13 protein-coding genes are annotated in these 19,870 nt (G+C 68.9%); 10 read left to right on the top strand and 3 right to left on the bottom strand.

Annotation, left to right across the window (positions count from 1 at the left end):
* Window positions 1-340: 340 nt before the first annotated feature.
* Both BIZ42_RS00945 and BIZ42_RS00940 read left to right on the top strand, forming a co-directional pair.
* Window positions 341-3,016, top strand: a complete 2,676-nt coding sequence (locus BIZ42_RS00945) for a TonB-dependent receptor (protein ID WP_083279749.1) — start codon at window positions 341-343, stop codon at window positions 3,014-3,016.
* Window positions 3,013-4,158 carry a histidinol-phosphate transaminase gene (locus tag BIZ42_RS00940; RefSeq protein ID WP_216636703.1) on the top strand — a complete coding sequence of 382 codons (1,146 nt, stop codon included), beginning with the start codon at window positions 3,013-3,015 and terminating at the stop codon, window positions 4,156-4,158. Before BIZ42_RS00945 ends, BIZ42_RS00940 begins: the two co-directional genes overlap by 4 nt.
* Here the strand turns inward: BIZ42_RS00940 and BIZ42_RS00935 are convergent.
* Window positions 4,155-5,942: an FAD-binding protein gene (locus BIZ42_RS00935; protein ID WP_070425263.1), complete on the bottom strand. Its 1,788-nt coding sequence runs from the start codon at window positions 5,940-5,942 to the stop codon at window positions 4,155-4,157. The two genes, BIZ42_RS00940 and BIZ42_RS00935, sit on opposite strands and share 4 nt — an antisense overlap.
* Before the next feature lie 248 nt (window positions 5,943-6,190).
* On the opposite strand from BIZ42_RS00935, the gene BIZ42_RS00930 reads away from it, so the two are divergent.
* From BIZ42_RS00930 to BIZ42_RS00900, 7 genes are all read left to right on the top strand, one after another.
* The gene (locus BIZ42_RS00930; protein ID WP_070425262.1) at window positions 6,191-10,939 is read left to right on the top strand and encodes an ATP-dependent helicase; all 4,749 of its coding nucleotides are present in this window, start codon (window positions 6,191-6,193) and stop codon (window positions 10,937-10,939) included.
* Between the two features lie 189 nt (window positions 10,940-11,128).
* Window positions 11,129-11,545 carry a DUF2231 domain-containing protein gene (locus tag BIZ42_RS00925; RefSeq protein ID WP_019184657.1) on the top strand — a complete coding sequence of 139 codons (417 nt, stop codon included), beginning with the start codon at window positions 11,129-11,131 and terminating at the stop codon, window positions 11,543-11,545.
* Window positions 11,542-12,858 carry a sorbosone dehydrogenase family protein gene (locus BIZ42_RS00920; RefSeq protein WP_019184656.1) on the top strand — a complete coding sequence of 439 codons (1,317 nt, stop codon included), beginning with the start codon at window positions 11,542-11,544 and terminating at the stop codon, window positions 12,856-12,858. Before BIZ42_RS00925 ends, BIZ42_RS00920 begins: the two co-directional genes overlap by 4 nt.
* 118 nt (window positions 12,859-12,976) lie before the next feature.
* Entirely contained in the window at window positions 12,977-15,517 is a 2,541-nt protein-coding gene (locus tag BIZ42_RS00915) for a heavy metal translocating P-type ATPase (protein ID WP_070425261.1), read from the top strand.
* Complete coding sequence (cueR, locus tag BIZ42_RS00910) at window positions 15,514-16,014, top strand: Cu(I)-responsive transcriptional regulator (protein WP_070425260.1); 501 nt, start codon at window positions 15,514-15,516, stop codon at window positions 16,012-16,014. Before BIZ42_RS00915 ends, cueR begins: the two co-directional genes overlap by 4 nt.
* A gap of 163 nt (window positions 16,015-16,177) precedes the next feature.
* Window positions 16,178-16,372, top strand: a complete 195-nt coding sequence (locus BIZ42_RS00905) for a heavy-metal-associated domain-containing protein (protein ID WP_070425259.1) — start codon at window positions 16,178-16,180, stop codon at window positions 16,370-16,372.
* A 215-nt stretch (window positions 16,373-16,587) separates the two neighbouring features.
* Window positions 16,588-17,994, top strand: coding sequence for a DUF1254 domain-containing protein (locus BIZ42_RS00900; protein ID WP_083279748.1), 1,407 nt, complete (start codon window positions 16,588-16,590; stop codon window positions 17,992-17,994).
* A 16-nt stretch (window positions 17,995-18,010) separates the two neighbouring features.
* On the opposite strand, the gene BIZ42_RS00895 is transcribed toward BIZ42_RS00900, so the two are convergent.
* Together BIZ42_RS00895 and BIZ42_RS00890 are read right to left on the bottom strand one after the other, a co-directional pair.
* Window positions 18,011-18,700 (bottom strand): type 1 glutamine amidotransferase domain-containing protein, encoded by a 690-nt coding sequence (locus BIZ42_RS00895; protein WP_070425257.1) that lies wholly within the window; start codon window positions 18,698-18,700, stop codon window positions 18,011-18,013.
* A gap of 100 nt (window positions 18,701-18,800) precedes the next feature.
* Window positions 18,801-19,412 carry a TetR/AcrR family transcriptional regulator gene (locus tag BIZ42_RS00890; protein WP_070425256.1) on the bottom strand — a complete coding sequence of 204 codons (612 nt, stop codon included), beginning with the start codon at window positions 19,410-19,412 and terminating at the stop codon, window positions 18,801-18,803.
* A gap of 170 nt (window positions 19,413-19,582) precedes the next feature.
* Between BIZ42_RS00890 and BIZ42_RS00885 the strand changes: the two genes are divergently transcribed.
* Window positions 19,583-19,852 carry a hypothetical protein gene (locus tag BIZ42_RS00885; RefSeq protein ID WP_070425255.1) on the top strand — a complete coding sequence of 90 codons (270 nt, stop codon included), beginning with the start codon at window positions 19,583-19,585 and terminating at the stop codon, window positions 19,850-19,852.
* Window positions 19,853-19,870: the final 18 nt, after the last annotated feature.

Raw genomic sequence — 19,870 nt, 5'->3', positions numbered from 1 at the left:
AGGCGGCGGTATCGGACGGTCGTTGGCCGTCGGGCGGCAAACACCGTCGGCTATGTGGATATGCCCATGGGTAAGGGCGTTGGTCGCTGCGCCGCCACCGCCATCGAGTGAAATCAGTGACTTGAGCGAGGGCGATGGCGGAGGCGTGCGGGCGCGCGAGGGTACGCCCGGCGGGGTGGATTGACGCTCTGCAGCAAGTTTGCAACATGGGCCGCAGGTCACCCGGGGGAGCCTGTCTTGCCTGCCTTCCATCTGCCACGGCGATGTCGCCGTTGACGTGCCACCTGCGCCGCACTCCATCGTCTTTTGCGGGCCTCGCCCGATCTCTGCGGAAGTTGCCATGAATCCTCGCGCCACCGTGCTGCGACGTCGCCGTCTGTCCGTCGCCGTGTTTGCCAGCCTGCTCACCACCCTGCCGGTCCACGCCCAATCACCCGGCGACGGCCCGGCGGTCACCCAGCTCGACCAGCTCACCGTGCTCGGCAGCCGCACCCAGGCACGCACCGTGCTCGAGTCCCCGGTCCCGATCGACGTGCTCGGCGCCGAGGACATCCGCAGCAGCGGCTACACCGACATCAGCCAGATCCTGCAGTCGCTGCTGCCCTCGTTCAACTTCCCGCACCCGACCACGCCGGACGGCAACACCCATATCCGCTCGGCAACGCTGCGCGGGCTGTCGCCGGATCAGACCCTGGTGCTGGTCAACGGCAAGCGCCGGCATGCCAGTGCCTGGGTCAACACCGGCGGTACGGTGGGCAAGGGCGCGGTCTCCACCGATCTGAATGCCATCCCGGTCAGCGCGCTCGAGCGGGTGGAGGTGCTGCGCGATGGGGCGTCCGCCCAGTACGGGTCCGATGCGATCGCCGGGGTGATCAACATCGTGCTGCGCGAGGATGCCGGGTTTGAAGGTCGCGTCAGCCGCGGTACCACCCGCGATGGCGGCGGTGGTACGACGGCCGTCGCGCTCGATACCGGCGTGGCCTTTGCCGAGGGCGGTGGCCTGCACCTGACCTGGGACTATCGTGACCGCAAGGCTGCCAACCGCGCACTGCCCGATACCCGCCAGCAGTACTTCGGCATCGGCCGCAACGGGGCAGCGGTGGCACCATCAAGCACCTTCGGCTCCGGCACTGGCCTGGCCCCGATCGGCGGTGCGGCCGCCGGTGCGGTCGCCGATCCACGTGAGGCCACCATCGATCGCGATGCGCTGTGGCGCTTCGCCGATTCGGCCGACACGGTCGAGAAGACCGTGTTCGGCAATCTGCGCAAGCCGCTGGCCTGGGCCGAGGGCCTGGAGGCCTACGCCTTCGGCGGCTATGGGGTGAGCGAAGGCAGCTCCAATGCCTCATTGCGCCGCGCCGGCCAGGTCGAGAACGTGCGTGCGATCTACCCGGACGGATTCCTGCCGTGGGTCGATACCCAGAGCACCAATGCGTCGCTTGGTGCGGGCATCAAGGGCCTGCTCGGTGACTGGCACTGGGACCTGAGCAGCGTCTACGGACGCAACAAGCTGGTCTACCGCACCCGCAACACGCTCAACGCCACGCTGGGTGCCGACAGCCCGACCGCGTTCTACAACGGCGCGCTGGAGGCCTCGCAGTGGACCACCAACCTGGATGCCAACAACAGTATCGAACTGGGCTGGCATGCGCCGCTGCGACTCGCGCTGGGTGCGGAGTTCCGCCGCGATACCTACGGCATTTCGCCGGGCGAACTGAACTCGTACGTGTGGGGGCCGGCACGGGTGCTCGATGGTCCGTCCGCCGGCAGCGTGCCGACCATCGGCTCGCAGGGCTTCGCCGGCATCCAGCCGGCCGATGCGGGCAACCACCATCGGCACAACATCTCGGCCTATGCCGAGGCCGAGACCGACGTCACCGACCGCTTCCTGGTCTCGCTGGCAGGGCGCTGGGAGGACTACAGCGATTTCGGCAGCACCACCAACGGCAAGCTCGCACTGCGTTACCAGCTCGATGGCGGGGTCGCGCTGCGCGCCTCGGTCAGCAGCGGCTTCCATGCGCCCGCACTGGCCCAGCAGTACTTCAGTTCCACCAGCAGCCGCACGCTCAACAACGCCGTCACCGGTGTGCCGGAGTACGTGCTGGTGCGCACCGCGCCGGTGGATACGGTGGAGGCGCGCGCATTGGGTGCGCGGTCGCTGGAGCCGGAACAGGCCACCAATCTCACCGCCGGCCTCACCTGGGGCATCGGCGGGCTCAGCGCATCACTGGATGTGTACCGGATCGATATCGATGACCGCATCTTCCTTTCCAGCAACTTCGTCGATGCAGCCGGCTCCACCGCGATCCGCGACTACCTCGCGGCGCTGGGTTCACCGGGGGTGACCAGCGTGCGCTACTTCAGCAATGCCGCAGATACCCGCACCACCGGCGTGGATGCGTCGGCACGCTACCTGTGGGACCTTGCCGATCATGGCCGGCTGACCGCGACCGTCGCCTACAACCGCAACAAGACCGAGCTGACCCACGTCGCCTCGACTCCGTCGCAGCTGACCGCGCTCGGCGTGCGCACGCCGTTGTTCGATGTCACCGAGCGCACCCGCGTGGAGAAGGGCCAGCCGCGCGACAACCTGACGCTCGCGCTGGGCTGGGACGTCGGCCGCTGGGGCCTGCACCTGGGCACGCACCGCTACGGTGAGATCGAAGGGGTGGCGGCGACCAACCAGAGCGCGGCCAACGTCGCTGCCTTCGCGCAGGGCTCGACCCGCTTCCGCACGCTGCCGACCGAAGCCGGCACGGCCGGCAATCTCGACGTGATCCAGACGCTGGAGGCGCGCTGGGTCACTGATCTGGACATCGCGTTCCGCGCCACCGACACCGTCACCCTGGTGGTGGGCGCGAACAATCTGTTCAATACCTATCCCACCCGCAACATCGCCACGACCCCGCAGGTCTCCGGTGCGGATACCTTTGGCGTGTTCCCGTACAGCGAACTGTCGCCGTTCGGCTGGAGTGGCACGTATTACTACGCCCGCCTGGAGGCCCGTTTCCAATGACCCGTCCCACGATGACAGGCACGCTGCCTGCCGACCCGCAGCGCCGGCACTGGCTGCGTGCCGGCCTGACCACGGCGGCGGTAGCCGCGCTGGCGCCGGTGGCCGGATGGGCCGCACCGTCCGCCGCCGCCGACACCGCTCCCGATCTGCTGCGGCTGGACCTCAACGAAAGCAGCTACGGTCCCTCGCCGAAGGTGGGGCCGGCCGTGCAGCGCGCGCTGGTGGAGGCGCCGCGCTACGTGAGCGCCGCCCAGTTGCAGGCCCTGCAGGTGCAGATCGCCACGCTGGAAGGGGTCGCGCCGGAGCAGGTCATCGTCGGTGAAGTGCTGGAAGCACTTGGCCAGCACCTGGCGCTGAGCGAAGGTGCCGGTGGCTTCATCTACTCGGTGCCCGGCTATGGCGCGCTGGTGGACGCGGCCAGGCCCTTTGGCGGTCGGGCGGTGGAAGTGCCGTTGAACGCGCGGCTGGAGAATGACCTGCCCGCATTGCTGGCCGCGATCGCGCCGGACACCCGCGCGCTGTTCGTGGTCAATCCGCACAATCCCTCCGGCACGCTCAGCCCGGGCGCGGACTTCGATCGTTTCGTGGGCGCCGCGCAGGCGCGCACGCTGGTGATCGTCGATGAGGCGTATCTCGACTATCGAGAGGATGCGGCGACGTTGAGCGCGGTGCGCCTGCTGCGGCAGGGCCAGAACGTGGTGGTGTTCCGCACGCTGGGCAAGATCCACGCGCTGGCGGGTCTGCAGGTCGGCTATGCGCTGGCCCCGACCAGGCTGGCCGGGGCGCTGCGTCAGCGCGGGGTAGGGGGAGCGCACGCGCAGAACCAGCTCTCACTCGCCGCGGCAGCGGCGGCGCTGGCCGATACCGCCCACGTGGCCCAGGTCCGGCGCAGCGTTGCGCTGGAGCGGCAGCGCTGGCAGCAGGTGCTGACCGGGCTGGGCCTGCGTTCTACCGAGGCGGCCGGCAATTTCGTGTTCGTCGACACCGGGCGCCCGCATGCAGCCGTCGCAGCCGGGTTGCTGCAGCAGGGCGTGCGCATCGCGCGGGTGTTCGCCCCGTATGACACCTGGGTGCGGATCACCGTCGGCACGCCGGCGGAGAACCGGCGCGCGCAGCAGGCCTTGCGTCACGTGCTGGGTTAGCCGCGGATGCGCTCGAAGCCGTCCGCGCTCCAGTCCTCGCTGCCCACGCCGTGGTGGATGACGAACAGCCCCTGCGGATCGTAACGGCGCTTGGCCGCCTGCAGGCGAGGGTAGTTCGGTCCCCAGAACGCCTGCTGCCAGTCTTTCTGGAAGTAGTCGCTCTCGGAGACGTAGGCCGGTGCGGACGGGGCCACCGCGCTCAGCGCCTGGTAGGCACGCGCCACGTTCAAGGCCCCCCGGCGTGCGCGGGGCTCGTCCACCTTCAGGCCAAGGCCCGGGAAGACCGGTCCGCCGGCATTGCCGATGATGGCCAGCGCGAAGGCATCCAGCACCGCAGGGTGGGTGGCGGTGTCACGGCTGGCCGCCAGCGCGGCGGCAGGGGCGCCGAACAGGCCCTTGTTGCAGTGCAGGCCGACATCCATGTGCTCGGCCGCAGCGCAGATCGCGGCCGCCGCCTGCTCACGCCGCGCATCGTCCAGCAAGCCCGACGGCAACCAGGCTGAGGCGTAGCCGTGCAGGAACCAGCCGACCTGGCCCTGATCGCCCTTCCACAGCATGTGCCGCGGCGAGGCACCCGCGCGGGTGTCCTCGGCGATGAACCCGGGGGCATGCTGGCGGAAGAAATCGGCATCCCAGAAATCGCGGGCCGGCATCGCCAGGGCCTGCAAGGGGTCGGTGATCGTGTAGGCCGGCCGTGCACGCACCCATGCCAGGAACGGCGACCAGGTGGCTTCGGCCGCGTCGCGCGACAGCCCCTGGAACACCATCGAGACCGAGAGCCGGCGCGTGTCGGTGAAGGTGATCTGCTCGCCCCAGTGCGCGTTGCACAGCGTGTCGCGGTAGAAGCGCAGCATCTCCGCCGCCAGCGCCTGCCAGCTGGCGTCGTCGCTGGCCTGGATCTGGCAGGAGACGCCGCCGAACGTGTCGGGCAGGGCATGGGTGCGCAGCGTCATCCGGGTCACGATCCCGAAGCTCGCCGCACAGCCGCCCTTGAGGGCCCAGAACAGTTCCGGGTCGTTGTCGGCGTTGACGATGCGGATCTGGCCGTCGGCGGTGACGATCTCCGCTTCAAGCAGGCTGGCCGCCGCCGTGCCATGCGCCTTGGAGAAGCTGCCGAAGCCGCCGCCGGTGACCAGGCCGGTCACCCCTACCGAGGTGCAGCCGCCGCCCTGGACATAGCGGCCACCGCGGGTGGTGACCGCATCGTAGGCATCGATCCACATGGCCCCGGCGCCAACGCTCACGGCTGGCTGTGGGGCCGTGCCCGGGCGGGCGTTGTGGGCCACAAAGGCCTCATGCAGCTCGACCTGGTTCATCGCGCGGGTCCAGACCAGCAGCGAATCCGGTGCGCAGGACGTGCCGTGGTAGCTGTGCCCACCGCCTTTGATCACCAGCCGCAGCCGGTGGGTACGGGCGAAGTTCACCGCGGCGGCAACGTCGGCGCTGTTGGCGGCCGCGACCACCTTGGCACTCGGTACGGAGCGCCACGCCCCGAAGTAGCCACTGGTCTGGGTCAGGGCGGGCTGGTCACCGAGGAAAAAGGGGTTCTGTAACTGCTCCAGGGCGGCCGCGCGGGTGGCAGGGTCGGCCAGGAACGGCGACTGCGGGACCGACAGCCGGCCGCCCACCGCACGCGACAGCCGGTCCCATTCGGTCGCCGCCGGCCAGGCCGCGCTCCCCGGCCGCACCCTCGCACCGGTCGCCGCGAAGGCGGGGCCGGCCTTGAGCAGCGTGGGCAGCAGGGGCAGGGTCAGCCCGGCCTTGAGGCAATCGCGTCGTTTCATGGAAGGCGTTCCTGCGCTGGGCGCTGTGCGTGATGCCGATGAGTGTGGTCCCGGGAAGGCCCGTGAGCATTGGGCTGGGGCTGGATTCCGGGAGCGAAGGGACGAGTGGCGGTGACCCAGGGGCGACCGGTCCGGGTACCGATGCCGCGATGGCAGGGCGGTTGACGCTCGCCCGACGTGGCATACCCTAGGGTGCCTGCATTCGTTCGCGGCCGACGCCAGGCGAGCGTCCCACGACCTCCGGATCCATGCGCACCTCGAACGATCTCCCCGGCTCGCTGGCCACCTTCACCCCGGCCACGCGCGCCTGGTTCACCGCGGCGTTCACCGCGCCCACGCCGGCGCAGGACCGCGCCTGGGCCGCGATCAGCGCCGGCCAGCACACGCTGGTGATCGCGCCGACCGGTTCGGGCAAGACCCTGGCGGCGTTCCTGCACGCGATCGACCAGTTGTTCCGCAGCGGCGAGCCATCCAGCGTTCCGCCCTCCGATCCAGCGCCGCCGAAGAAGCGCGGCACCCGCGTGCTGTACCTGTCGCCGATCAAGGCACTCGGCGCCGACGTGCAGCGCAACCTGCAGATTCCCTTGCAGGGGGTCAGCGCCGAGCGTGAGCGGCGCGGCGATCCGGCGGTCAACCTGTCCGTGGCGATCCGCAGCGGGGATACCACGGCCGCCGAACGGGCGCGGCTGGTCCGGCGCCCGCCCGACATCCTGATCACCACGCCCGAATCGTTGTTCCTGATGCTGACCTCGCAGGCGCGCGAAACACTGCGCGACGTGCATACCGTGATCATCGATGAGATCCATGCGGTGGCCGGCAGCAAGCGCGGCACCCATCTGGCGCTGAGCTTGGAACGGCTGGAGGCGCTGCTGGCGGTGCCGGCGCAGCGCATCGGTCTCTCTGCCACAGTGCGGCCGGTCGAGGAGGTTGCGCGGTTCCTCGGGGGCGACCGTCCGGTCAGCGTGGTCCATCCGCCGTCGCAACGGGCATTGGATGTGCGCATCGTCGTGCCGGTGGAGGACATGGCCGACCTGCCGCCCCATCCCGGCGCATCGGAGGCTTCGCCGTCGTCCGGGCGTCTGGGGTCGATCTGGCCGCACGTGGAGGCCAGCATTCTCGATCAGGTGCTGGCCCGGCGCTCCACCATCGTGTTCGCCAACGCGCGCGGGGTGGCCGAGAAGCTGACGGCGCGGCTCAACGAGCTGTACGCCGAGCGCCTCGCGCAGCGGCCAACGCAGGCTCCGGCGGCAGAGCACCATGGTTCCTTCACTGGCGGCACCGCCGCGCGCTCGGCCGGGGCGGAGCCGCTGATCGCACGTTCACACCATGGCTCGGTGTCCAAAGAGCAGCGCCGCGAGATCGAACAGGCGCTCAAATCCGGTGAGCTGCGCTGCGTGGTCGCCACCTCCAGCCTGGAGCTGGGGATCGACATGGGTCTGGTCGATCTGGTCATCCAGGTCGCCGCGCCGCCTTCGGTGGCCAGCGCACTGCAGCGGGTCGGGCGCGCCAGCCACCAGGTGGGCGGCATCTCCACCGGCCTGGTCTACCCACGCACCCGCCGCGATCTGATCGATGCGACGGTCGCGGTGGAGCGCATGCTCGCCGGCGATATCGAGGCGATCGACCCTCCGCGCAATCCGCTGGACGTGCTGGCCCAGCAGACCGTGGCCGCCGCGGCGATGGATACGCTGCAGGTGGAGGCGTGGTTTGCCTGTGTGCGTCGCGCGGCGCCGTACCGGTCGCTGCCACGCAGCGCCTTCGATGCCACGCTGGACATGCTGGCCGGGCGCTACCCGTCCGATGATTTTGCCGGGTTCCGCCCACGGCTGGTCTGGAACCGTGACACCGGTGAGCTGAGCGCCCGGCCCGGATCGAAGCAGCTGGCCGTCACCAGCGGCGGCACCATTCCCGACCGCGGCATGTTCAGCGTGATGCTGCCTGAGGGCGAGGAACGCGCGGGCTCGCGTCGGGTTGGCGAGCTGGACGAGGAAATGGTCCATGAGTCGCGCGTCAACGATGTGATCACGCTCGGCGCGACGTCGTGGCGCATCGAACAGATCACCCATGACCAGGTGGTGGTGACCCCGGCACCGGGCCGCTCGGCGCGGCTGCCGTTCTGGCGGGGCGAAGGCGTGGGGCGCCCGGCCGAGCTGGGCGAAGCGGTCGGTGCCTTCATCGGGGCGCTGGAAGGCGCGGTCGGCGAGGGCGACGTTTCCCCCGCGCTGCGGGCGCGGCTGCAGGCCGATGGGTTGGCCGACAACGCGGTCGCCAACATCGTCGGCCTGCTGGGCGAACAACGTGAGGCCACCGGCCTGCTACCCACCGATCGCACCCTGGTGGTGGAACGTTGCCGCGACGAATCCGGCGACTGGCGGTTGATGCTTCATTCGCCGTATGGCCGGCGCGTGCATGACCCGTGGGCGCTGGCGATGGCCGCGCGCATCCGCGAGCGCTGGGGCATCGATCCGGCGGTGGTGGCCAGTGATGACGGCATCATCGCGCGGCTGCCCGACGCTGCCGGCCGCCTGCCCGGGGCGGAGCTGTTCCTGTTCGAGCCGGAGCGGCTGCGCAGCGAGGTGACCCGTGCGGTGGGCGGCTCGGCCTTGTTCGCCGCCCGCTTCCGCGAGTGCGCGGCGCGCGCGCTGTTGCTGCCGCGGCGCACGCCGGGCCGCCGCTCCCCGCTGTGGCAGCAGCGCCTGCGCGCGGGCGAGCTGTTCGGTATCGCGCAGGGCTACCCCGAATTTCCGATCCTGATCGAAACCGCGCGCGAATGCCTGCAGGACGTCTACGATCTGGACGCACTGGATGGGTTGATGCAGCGGCTGGCCGATGGGCGCGTGGCGATGGCCGAGGTCACCACCGAGGTGCCATCACCGTTCGCGGCGAACCTGCTGTTCGGCTATGTCGCCGAGTTCATGTACGGCACCGACGTGCCGCTGGCCGAGCGCCGCGCGTCGGTGCTCTCGCTCGACAGCGGCCTGCTGGGGGATCTGCTCGGCCAGGTCGATCTGGGCGAACTGCTCGATCCCACCGTGGTCGACGCGATGGGCGAGGCGCTGCAGCGGCGCGCGCCGGATCGCCGCGCCAAGGGCAAGGAGGGCGTTGCCGATCTGCTGCGCGAGCTGGGCCCGCTCACGGCGGCTGCGCTGGCCGCGCGCCTCATCGACGCCGAGCCGCTGCCGCTGCTCCAGGCATTGGAGCGGGAGCGCCGCGCGATCCGGATTCCGATCGCCGGGGTCGAACACTGGGCCGCCATCGAAGATGCCGCACGCCTGCGCGACGCACTCGGTGTCGCTATGGCGGCGGACCTGCCCGACGCATTCCTGCAGCCCGCTGCCGATCCGTTGGGCGAGTTGCTGGCGCGCTATGCCCGCAGCCATCCGCCGTTCACCACCGCCGACGCAGCAGCGGCGTTCGGGCTGGGCGTGGCCGTGGCCGATGCCGCGCTGACCCGGCTGGAGATGCAGGGCAAGCTGCTGAAGGGCGCGTTCGGCGTTGTCCGCCGGCAGTCGGAAGGTGCCGGCGCGATGCCGGCGCCGGTGCCATTGGCCCGTCACGAATGGGTAAGCGAGGACGTGTTCCGGCGGTTGCGGGTGCGCTCGCTGCAGGCCGCGCGCGAGGCCACCCGGCCGGTGCCCCGCGAGGCTTACGCATTGCTGGTGCTGGAACGGCATGGCCTGATCGCCGATGCCGCCCAGGCCGCCCGTGGCATGCAGACCCCGGCCCGCAGTGCGCTGGAGGGCATCGACGGCGTGGCACGGGTCGTGGAACTGCTGGCCGGCGTGCCGCTGCCCGCCTCGGTATGGGAGCAGCAGATATTGCCCGCGCGGGTGGTGGACTACGCGCCCGGACTGCTGGACGAACTGCTCGCGACCGGCACGGTGTTGTGGTCAGGCCATGGCCGCATCGGCGAGGACGACGGCCTGGTCGCGCTGCACCTGCAGGAACTGGCCGCCGAGACCCTGCCGGCACTCCCGCCCAACGCAGAGCTCTCCCCGTTGCAGGCCGGCATCCTGCAGGTGCTGGCCGACGGCGGTGCGTACTTCGCCCGCCAACTGGCCGCGGCCGTGCGCAGCCAGTGGGAGCAGGCCGGCACGGCCAGCCCGGAGATCACCCCGGACCAGCTGCAGAGTGCCCTGTGGGACCTGGCCTGGTCGGGCCAGGTGACCACCGACCTATGGGCGCCGCTGCGCGCACTGTCCGGCACGCGCCCGCCACGCCCCCGCGTAGCCAGGACGTCGCGGCGCAGCCGCGGTTTCCGCGGCATCCCGATGCACGATATGCCCGCCGTCAGTGAAGGTGCGCCGCCGGGCACCGCCAGCTTCGCGGCGCCGACGCTGGCCGGTCGCTGGTCGCTGCTGCAACGGGAGGCGGTGAGTGACACCGTGCGTGCGGTGGCCCTGGCCGAGGGCCTGCTGGATCGCCACGGCATCGTGACCCGTGGCGCGGCCGTCGCGGAAGGGATTGCCGGCGGCTTCCCGGCGTTGCAGCAGGTCTATCGTGGGATGGAGGACACCGGCCGCGTGCTGCGCGGGCGTTTCGTGGAGGGGCTGGGCGGGGCGCAGTTCGCTGACCGCCTGCTGGTGGACCGCCTGCGCGGGATTGCCGAAGCGCTGCGGCCGGGGGCTGCCGACATCGCGGTCGGCCTGTCCGCGGTGGACCCGGCCAATCCGTTCGGTACGGTGCTGCCGTGGCCAGCGCATCGCACGGGGCAGCGTCCGGTGCGGCGGGCTGGCGCGTTCGTGGTGATCGGTGGTGGGCGCCTGCTGATGTATCTGGCCCAGGGGGGGCGCAACCTGCAGGTGTATGTCGAGGCGGATGATCCGTCGCTTGGCGCGGCCTCGCAGGCACTGGCCAGTGCGCTCAGGCGTGGCCGGCGCAGTTCCTTCACCCTGGAGCTGATCAACGACGCGGTGGTGAAGCGCGACGCCTTGATGGATGCCCTGCGTGCCGCGGGTTTTTCCAGTGCGCCCAAGGGCGTGAGCTGGGAAGGGTAACCAGAAGGGCCGGCATTGCTGCCGGCCCCGTGCGATCAGGCGGAAGGTCCGCGAGGTTTCCGCGTTCCTGACCGATGCGATCGGCTCGCCGCCGTATTGGGACCTGGCCGATACCTGAGCCATCGGCACCCCCATCACGCCGGGGGTGGCAGGATCGGGAGAGATTCGCCCCCTCACCAGGAGACCACCATGGCTTCGACCGTTGTCCTGACCCGATCATGGGTCATCCATCCGTTCCACGCCGCTGTACTGGGCGGCGTGCTGCCGTTGTTCCTCGGCGCACTGCTGGCGGACTATGCGTATTGGAGTTCGTACGAGATCCAGTGGGCCAACTTCGCGTCCTGGCTGCTGATCGGGGCGATGGTGATGACCACGCTGGCGCTGCTGTGCGGGATCGTCGGGCTGGTCCGTGGCAGTCGCAACCTCGCTTACGTGGTGATTCTCGCGGTAATCTGGGGCGTGGGCTTCATCAACTGCCTGCACCATGCGCGCGACGCGTGGGCGGTGATGCCGGCGGGCCTGGTGCTCTCGGTGATCCTGACCGTGCTGGCGCTGATCGCCACCTGGGTGGGACTGTCCAGCCTGCGCGTGGGAGGTGTGCGATGAGCCGCCAGACGACGCTCCGCATTCTCTCGGTCTCCGCGCTTGCGGTCGCACTCGCTGCCTGCAGCGGCAAGGCGCCGGAGCTGGAACAATATGGCGGCAACCCGGAGATGCCCAAGCCGCATCGCGGGCTGATGCCGGACATGACCATCGCCAAGCCGGCGCAATGGGGTGACATGCTCCCCACCGTGCCCAAGGGCTACCGCATCTCGGCGATCGCCACCGATCTGGCCATTCCGCGGCAGACCCTGGTGCTGCCCAACGGCGACATTCTCGTGGCCGAAGGCCGCGGCGGCAGCGCGCCGAACCTCAAGCCGAAGGATGTCATCGCCGGCAAGATCAAGGCCAAGGGCAATACCGCGGTCAAGAGCGGCAACCGCCTGACCCTGCTGCGCGACGCCGATGGCGATGGCGTCTACGAACTGAAGACGGTGTTCGCCGACAAGCTCAACGCGCCGTACGGCCTGGCGATGATCGGCAATGCGATCTTTGTTGCCAACCAGGACGCGGTGGTGCGCTTTGACTACCAGGAAGGGCAGACCAAGGCCAGTGGCGCACCGGTCAAGCTCACCGACCTGCCTGCGGCGATCAACCATCACTGGACCAAGGCGATGACCGCCAGCGCCGATGGCCGTTATCTGTACGTGGGCATCGGCTCCAACAGCAACATCACCGAACGTGGCATGGCGGTGGAGATCGACCGCGCGCGGATCTGGCAGATCGATGCGGTCACCGGCGCGCACAAGGATTACGCCACCGGCATCCGCAATCCCACTGCGTTGGCGATCCAGCCGGACACGGGCACGTTGTGGGCGGTGGTCAACGAACGTGACGAGATCGGCCCCAACCTGGTGCCCGATTACCTCACCTCGGTGAAGGAGGGCGGCTTCTATGGGTGGCCCTACAGCTACTGGGGCAAGAACGTGGACCGCCGTGTGATGCCGCAGAACCCGGAGAAGGTCGCCTCGGCGATCGCACCGGACTATGCGCTGGGCTCACACGTGGCCGCACTTGGCGTGGCCTTCTCGTCCCCGGTGATGGGCACGCAGTTCGCCGAGGGTGTCTTCGTCGGCGAGCATGGCAGCTGGAACCGCAATCCGCCGGTGGGCTACAAGGTCGTGTTCGTGCCCTTCAGCAATGGCCGCCCCGCCGGCGAACCGATCGATTTCGTGAGCGGCTTCTTCGGCGAAGACGGCAAGACCCGTGGCCGCCCGGTGGGTGTCACCGTCGATCCGCGCGGCGCGCTGATCGTCGCCGACGATCTCTCCAACACCATCTGGCGGGTTACCGCCGACGGCACCCCCGCACAGCCGTAAGGCTATTTAACAGGGACGGAGGGGATTAATAATCCCCTCCGTCCCCGTTAAGAGGGGCTTGACCTTCCCATGATGGGAATCTTTAGGGTGGCAGGTAACCTCACCCCAAGGACTGCCCATGTCGTCTGTAATCTCCCGGTCCGGCGCGCCGATCAGCCGCCTGAGTCTGCCCATCGAGGGGATGACCTGCGCCTCCTGCGTGGGCCGGGTCGAGCGTGCGCTGACCGCCGTCCCCGGTGTGCAGACCGCCGCGGTCAACCTTGCCACGGAGCGGGCCGATCTCAGCTTCATCGGTGCGCCCGACCCGCAGGCAGCGGTGCGCGCCATCGAAAGCGCGGGCTACAGCGTCCGCGAAGACACCACCGAGCTGAGCATCGAGGGGATGACCTGTGCGTCCTGCGTCGGTCGCGTGGAACGCAGTCTTGCGCAGCTGCCGGGCGTGATCGCGGCCAGCGTCAACCTGGCCACCGAGCGGGCGCAGGTGCGGCATCTGGCCGGCACGGTGTCAGTGGCCGATCTTCAGGCCGCCGTCGAGAACGCCGGCTACACCGCGCGGCCGGTCAGTGTGAGCACGGCCGCAACCGGTGACCAGGAGGAGCAACGCCGCGAACGCGAAGCACGCGCGCTGCGCCGTTCCCTGCTGCTGGCGGCGGTGCTGACCCTGCCGGTCTTCATCCTGGAAATGGGCTCGCACCTCGTCCCGGCCATGCATCACTGGGTAGTGCACACCGTGGGGTTGCAGACCAGCTGGTACCTGCAGTTCGCGCTGGCCACGCTGGTGCTGTTCGGGCCGGGCCTGCGCTTCTTCCGCAAGGGCGTGCCGGCACTGCTGCGCGGCGCCCCCGACATGAACTCGCTGGTGTCGCTGGGCACGGCAGCGGCGTACGGCTATTCCGTGGTCGCGACCTTCGCACCGGGCGCACTCCCGCCGGGAACCGCGAATGTCTACTTCGAGGCGGCCGTGGTGATCGTGACCCTGATCCTGCTCGGCCGCACGCTGGAGGCGCGGGCCAAGGGCCGTACCTCGCAGGCGATCAAGCGCCTGGTCGGGTTGCAGGCGCGGACCGCGCGCGTGCAGCGCGGTGGGGAGACCGTCGAAGTGCCGCTTGAACAGGTCACGCTGGACGACATCGTGCTGGTCCGCCCGGGCGAGAAAGTGCCCGTGGACGGCGCGGTGGTGGAGGGGGCGTCCTATGTGGATGAGAGCATGATCACCGGCGAGCCGGTACCGGTGGCCAAAGCCGTGGGCGCCGAGGTGGTCGGCGGCACCCTCAACACCACCGGTGCCTTCAGTTTCCGTGTCACCAAGGTGGGCGGGGACACGGTGCTGGCGCAGATCATCCGTCTGGTCGAGCAGGCGCAGGGCTCCAAGCTGCCGATCCAGGCGCTGGTGGACAAGGTCACCATGTGGTTCGTGCCGGCGGTGATGGCCGCCGCCGTGCTCACCTTCCTGATCTGGCTGGTGTTCGGCCCCACGCCGGCGCTGACCTTTGCACTGGTCAACGCCGTGGCGGTGCTGATCATTGCCTGCCCCTGCGCGATGGGCCTGGCCACCCCGACCTCGATCATGGTCGGCACGGGCCGCGCGGCGGAGCTGGGGATCCTGTTCCGCAAGGGCGAAGCGCTGCAGGCATTGCGCGATGTGAGCGTGATCGCGCTGGACAAGACCGGCACGCTGACCAGGGGCCGTCCCGAACTGACCGACCTGGAGCCCGCCGACGGTTTCCAGGCCGATGAAGTGCTGGCGCTGGTCGCTGCGGTGGAAACCCGCTCGGAGCATCCCATCGCCGAGGCCATCGTGGCCGCCGCCAATGCGCGGGGTCTCGCACTGGCGACCTTGGAGCACTTCGAAGCGGTGCCCGGTTTCGGCGTCTCGGCGCGTGTCGGTGGCCGCACCGTAGCCGTGGGCGCGGACCGCTACATGACCCGGCTCGGCCTGGACGTGACCGCTTTCCAGCCCACCGCGCAGCGGCTGGGCGAGCAGCGCAGGAGCCCGCTGTATGCCGCCATCGACGGTCGCCTGGCGGCGGTGATCGCGGTGGCAGACCCGATCAAGGAAAGCACGCCTGCGGCTATCCAGGCGCTGCACGCACTGGGCCTGAAGGTGGCGATGATCACCGGTGACAACGCGGCCACGGCGGCAGCGATCGCGCGCCAGCTCGGCATCGATGAAGTGGCGGCTGAAGTGCTGCCGGATGGCAAGGTGGCTGCGCTCAAGCGCTTACGCGCGGGCGGCGCCAGGGTGGCGTTCGTCGGGGACGGCATCAACGACGCACCGGCGCTGGCCGAGGCCGACGTCGGGCTGGCGATCGGCACCGGCACGGACGTGGCGATCGAAGCCGCCGATGTGGTGCTGATGTCCGGCGACCTGCGCGGCGTGCCCAACGCGATCGCGCTGAGCCAGGCGACGATCCGCAACATCAAGCAGAACCTGTTCTGGGCCTTCGCCTACAACGCGGTGCTGATTCCGGTCGCGGCGGGCCTGCTGTACCCGCTGAACGGCACGCTGCTTTCGCCGGTCTTCGCCGCCGCGGCGATGGCATTGTCCAGTGTGTTCGTGCTCGGCAACGCGCTGCGGCTCAAGCGCTTCCATGCACCGATGCAGGCCGATACGCTGGGTACCGGCGTGGAGGAAGGCGCGATGAGGACCGTACGATGAATATTGGTGAAGCCGCGACGTTCTCGGGGGTCTCGGCGAAGATGATCCGCTACTACGAACAGATCGGCCTGATTCCCCCGGCCGCACGCTCGGAGGCGGGCTACCGGCATTACAGCCCGCAGGACGCGCACAGCCTGCGTTTCATCCGGCGTGCGCGCGACCTCGGTTTTTCCGTCGAGCAGATCGGCGAACTGCTGGTGCTGTGGCAGGACCGCGAGCGTGCCAGCGCTGACGTCAAGGCGGTGGCGCTGTCCCATGTGGATGGGCTGAAGGCGAAGATCGCCGAGCTGCAGGCCATGGTGCAGACGCTGGAGCACCTGGCCGCGCATTGCCACGGCAATGATCGGCCGGACTGCCCGATCATCGCCGACCTGGCGCAGCCGGCTGCGGCGCCGGTGGAGACCGCAGCGGCCAGGAAGCCTCGCAAGACGCCGCTGTTCGGCGCCGATACGCCGGTGTCTTCGCGCGGGCGTCCGTCCCGCAAGCCACGGTCCTGATCGACCGGGCCGCGTCCATGCCCCGCACCGGGCGTGGACGCATCTGCTCCCGCGCGGCGGATAACGCGGGCATGAATAACCGGCGACGCTCCACGACAATCGCTTGACCTTGCCACGTTGTCATCCCTGACAGTGGGCTTACACCCACGACGGCGAGGTCGCCATGCATCGTTTCATCATCCCCACCATGACCTGCGGCGGCTGTGCCCGTTCGGTCACCAAGGCCCTTCAGGGCGTCGATCCAGACGCGCGGATCGAGACCGATCCGCCCGCACGCGAAGTGCGTGTGGGCAGCGCCCACGGGCCGGAGGCGTTTCTTGCCGCACTGGCAGAGGCCGGATTTCCCGCGACGCGTTGAGCACGCGATCCTGCATGCCTGCCCGGAGGACAACCCATGTGCACCAAGCATCTTCTGACGATTCTGCCGTCGTTGGCGGCAGCGGTGACGGCACCGCACGCGGCAGCGGCAGTAGTTTTACTGAGGCCGCCCACGCAGATGTTCGCTGGTGCGCAGGACCGGCCACGGCGAGGATCAGTCTCCCAAGGCCTCCCCGCCCAGTCGGAGCTGACACCATGCACAACGTCGCGCACACGTCCACGCAGGTCGAGATAGCGGGTCCGGTCAGGGGTACCCGGCTGACTGAAGCGTATGTCCGGATGGTCGCGCGCAACGCCTATTTCTGGGCGTGGCCGATGGTCAACATCTACAACCGGCGGCTGAAGTTCAAGGATCTGCCCGAGCCGGGCCTGATGGGTGGCTTCGTGCCGGTGGCGCCACTGAATCATGTGTGCATGCTCAGCGATTACATCGGTCCGCAGGAGCGGATGGTGGCGTGCCCCAACCAGGACGTCGTCTACGGTGCCGGCAGCATCGGCCTGGATGTGGAGCCGGTGGTGCTGCAGGTGCCCGATTTCGGCGAGCGCTTCTGGGTCTACCAGGTGGTGGATCTGCGCAGCGACAGCTTCGCCGATATCGGCAAGATGTACGGTACGGCTCCCGGCTTCTACCTGCTGGTGGGCCCGGACTGGCACGGCGACGTTCCCGCCGGCATCACCCGGGTGTTCCGTTCCAGCAGCAAGACCGGTTTCGTCATTCCGCGGGTGTTCCTGGACGATACCCCGCAGGACCGGCAGGCGATCCTGCCGCTGATCAACCAGATCGACATGTATCCCTTGTCGGCCTTCGACGGCACGCCCAAGCAGCGCGACTGGGCCCGGGTGGCCAGACTCCCGGCGGACGAGAGCCAGGGCAACAGCGGCGGCGAAGCGCAATGGGTCATCCCTGCCACCTTCGTAGATGAGCTTCCGCTGGTGCTGGACGATGCCAGCCCATTGCCGGGCGAGCAGGCCCTGTATGCCGAGCTGCGGGCAGTGGTCGAGGCAGCACGCCAGAACCCCGAGCTCAAGGGTGCGATGACCGATGAAGTGGGCAAGGCCGAACAAGACCTGGTCGGTCCGCTGCTGCAGTTCCGCAACTACGGTCTGCCGCTGCCGCACCACTGGACCACGCAGAGCAATGGCGCGGCGTTCGGCACGGACTACTACACCCGCACCGCCGTGGCCAAATCCAACATCTTCGTCAACAAGCCGAACGAGACGAAATACTTCTATCAGGACCTGGACGATACCGGCCAGCGGCTGGACGGTTCCAGCCGCTACACGGTGACCTTCCCGGCCGGGCAGTTGCCGCCGGTGCAGGGTTTCTGGTCGCTGACGCTCTACAACCAGCATCACTTCTTTTCGCCCAACGCGATCGAGCGCTATTCGGTCGGCACCAAGAACAAGACCCTGATCGCCAACCCCGACGGCTCGCTGACGATCTACGTGCAGGCCGACGCACCCAGTGATCCGGTGCAGAAGGCGAACTGGCTGCCGGCACCCGAAGGCGAAGCGTTTTCGCTGTACATCCGTGCCTATTGGCCGCAGCCCGCGGTGACCGACGGCAGCTGGACGCCACCGCCGGTACGCGTCGCGGGTTGACTCGGCCCGGAGCGTGTCAGTTCTTGTTGGAAGCCACCGTCCGCAGCAGCACCGCGGCCGTCTCCGCCGAGGACGCCGGATTCTGGCCGGTGATCAGCAAGCCATCGGTGACCACGTACGAGCCCCAGTCCGGTCCCTTGGAATAGTGGCCGCCCGCTGCCTTGAGCATGTCCTCCACCAGGAAGGGCACCACCTCGGTCAGGCCGACGCCGGCTTCTTCGGTATTGGTGAAGCCGGTGACCTTCCTGCCCTGGACCAGCGGAGTACCTTCGGCAGTCTTGGCGTCACGCAGTACGCCCGGCGCATGGCAGACCAGGGCCACCGGCTTGCCGGCAGCGATGAAGGCTTCGATCAGCGCAACGGAATGGCGGTCTTCGGCCAAGTCCCAGAGCGGGCCGTGGCCGCCGGGATAGAACACGGTATCGAAGTCCGCCTGCGAGACGCTGTCCAGGCGTACGGTGTTGGCCAGCTGCGCATTGGCATCCACGTCCGCCTCGAAACGGCGGGTGGCGTCGGTCTTGAAGTCGGGTTCGTTGCTCTTGGGATCCAGCGGCGGCTGGCCGCCCTTGGGCGAGGCCAGCACGATCTCGGCGCCTGCATCCTTGAAGGTGTAATAGGGCGCGGCCAGCTCTTCCAGCCAGAAGCCGGTCTTCTTGCCGGTGTTGCCGAGCTGGTCGTGAGAGGTCAGAACGATGAGGACTTTCATGGGAGACTCCAGAGGGTAGTGGGTTAAGAGTAGACCGGTCGTCTAGAAATGGAGCGTGAAAAAAGCACGCCCGTGGGACGCGCCGGTGATCTTCTACGCGTCAGCGCGAAGGGTGGAGCAACTGGTGGGTCGTGCGCAGGGCGATCTCGAACGGCTGGGCATTGCGCACGATCTTGACCATGATGCTGGCGCCCAGCCAAAGCTGGTACAGACTCTGCGCGAGCGGCTCCGCGCCGCCCGCGAACGACAGCGAGCCGTCTTCGGCGCCGTCTTCGAGGGCGCGCGCGAGGCGCTCGATGATGCCGGCGGTGCCTTGCTTCAACGCGGCACGCATGCTGGCGGACAGGTCGGCCACTTCCGCGCCCAGCTTCACCGCCAGGCACTTCCCTTGGCAATCCTCGAACGACTGACTCTCCTGCCAAGCGCTGAAGTAGGCGTCCAACTGCTGCGCCTTGGTCTGGCCGGGCTGGCGGAAGAGGCGGTCCATATCGGCGAGGTAGGCACTGAAATAGTCGGCCAGCAGCGCTTCGCCGAAGGCTTCCTTGGAGGCGAAGTAGTGATAGAACGAGCCCTTGGGCACGCCTGCGGCGGTCAGTACCTCATTCAGGCCCACTGCCGAAAAGCCCTTCGCGCCCATGATCCGCTGGCCGGTGGCCAGGATCGTGTCGCGGACGTCGGTAGTGGCAGGAGCGCTGGCGGTGGCGGAGTTCATGGGACGTACTCTACGCCGAATTAGACCGGTCGTCTAGTGCCGGGTGCGCTGGGCTCATGGGCATCCCGCCAACGCTCGATACCACCGGATAGAGGCGCAGGCTGTCGGCCAGCGACGCAGGATCAGGGTATATTCCCCGGCCCCTTTTACCGCCAGATCCAGCCTCCGCCATGAGCACGACCCGGAAACACTACAAACACCCCGCGGAATCCGAGATCGGCAACGGCACGATCTACCTCGAGGCGCAGGGCGATGTGATCGTCCGCCAGGTCGAGAGCTACCGCAGCGTGCTGGTCTGGGCCGACAAATCCGGGCAGGCCGACGAGCGTTTCCCGCTCTCCGATCAGCCCTTGTCCTGGCTGGACTTGGATTCGGATGACGCCATTACTGCCAGCCAGTTCGAAGCGGTCTGGAAGCAGGCCAAGGCCGTTTCCGGCTGAGCAGGCCCACCGGCGGGG

The sequence above is a fragment of the Stenotrophomonas sp. LM091 genome, from assembly GCF_001806305.1.
Lineage (GTDB): Bacteria > Pseudomonadota > Gammaproteobacteria > Xanthomonadales > Xanthomonadaceae > Stenotrophomonas > Stenotrophomonas bentonitica_A.
The sequence above is the reverse complement of the archived record's forward strand: the minus strand, read 5'-3'. Positions and strand labels throughout refer to the sequence as shown.

Coding starts and splice junctions, on each gene's coding strand:
- BIZ42_RS00895 (WP_070425257.1), bottom strand. CDS start 18,700: ATGAAAGTCCTCATCGTTCTGACCTCTCACGACCAGCTCGGCAACACC.
- BIZ42_RS00915 (WP_070425261.1), top strand. CDS start 12,977: ATGTCGTCTGTAATCTCCCGGTCCGGCGCGCCGATCAGCCGCCTGAGT.
- BIZ42_RS00905 (WP_070425259.1), top strand. CDS start 16,178: ATGCATCGTTTCATCATCCCCACCATGACCTGCGGCGGCTGTGCCCGT.
- BIZ42_RS00930 (WP_070425262.1), top strand. CDS start 6,191: ATGCGCACCTCGAACGATCTCCCCGGCTCGCTGGCCACCTTCACCCCG.
- BIZ42_RS00945 (WP_083279749.1), top strand. CDS start 341: ATGAATCCTCGCGCCACCGTGCTGCGACGTCGCCGTCTGTCCGTCGCC.
- BIZ42_RS00920 (WP_019184656.1), top strand. CDS start 11,542: ATGAGCCGCCAGACGACGCTCCGCATTCTCTCGGTCTCCGCGCTTGCG.
- BIZ42_RS00940 (WP_216636703.1), top strand. CDS start 3,013: ATGACCCGTCCCACGATGACAGGCACGCTGCCTGCCGACCCGCAGCGC.
- BIZ42_RS00925 (WP_019184657.1), top strand. CDS start 11,129: ATGGCTTCGACCGTTGTCCTGACCCGATCATGGGTCATCCATCCGTTC.
- BIZ42_RS00900 (WP_083279748.1), top strand. CDS start 16,588: ATGCACAACGTCGCGCACACGTCCACGCAGGTCGAGATAGCGGGTCCG.
- BIZ42_RS00890 (WP_070425256.1), bottom strand. CDS start 19,412: ATGAACTCCGCCACCGCCAGCGCTCCTGCCACTACCGACGTCCGCGAC.
- BIZ42_RS00935 (WP_070425263.1), bottom strand. CDS start 5,942: ATGAAACGACGCGATTGCCTCAAGGCCGGGCTGACCCTGCCCCTGCTG.
- BIZ42_RS00885 (WP_070425255.1), top strand. CDS start 19,583: ATGAGCACGACCCGGAAACACTACAAACACCCCGCGGAATCCGAGATC.
- cueR (WP_070425260.1), top strand. CDS start 15,514: ATGAATATTGGTGAAGCCGCGACGTTCTCGGGGGTCTCGGCGAAGATG.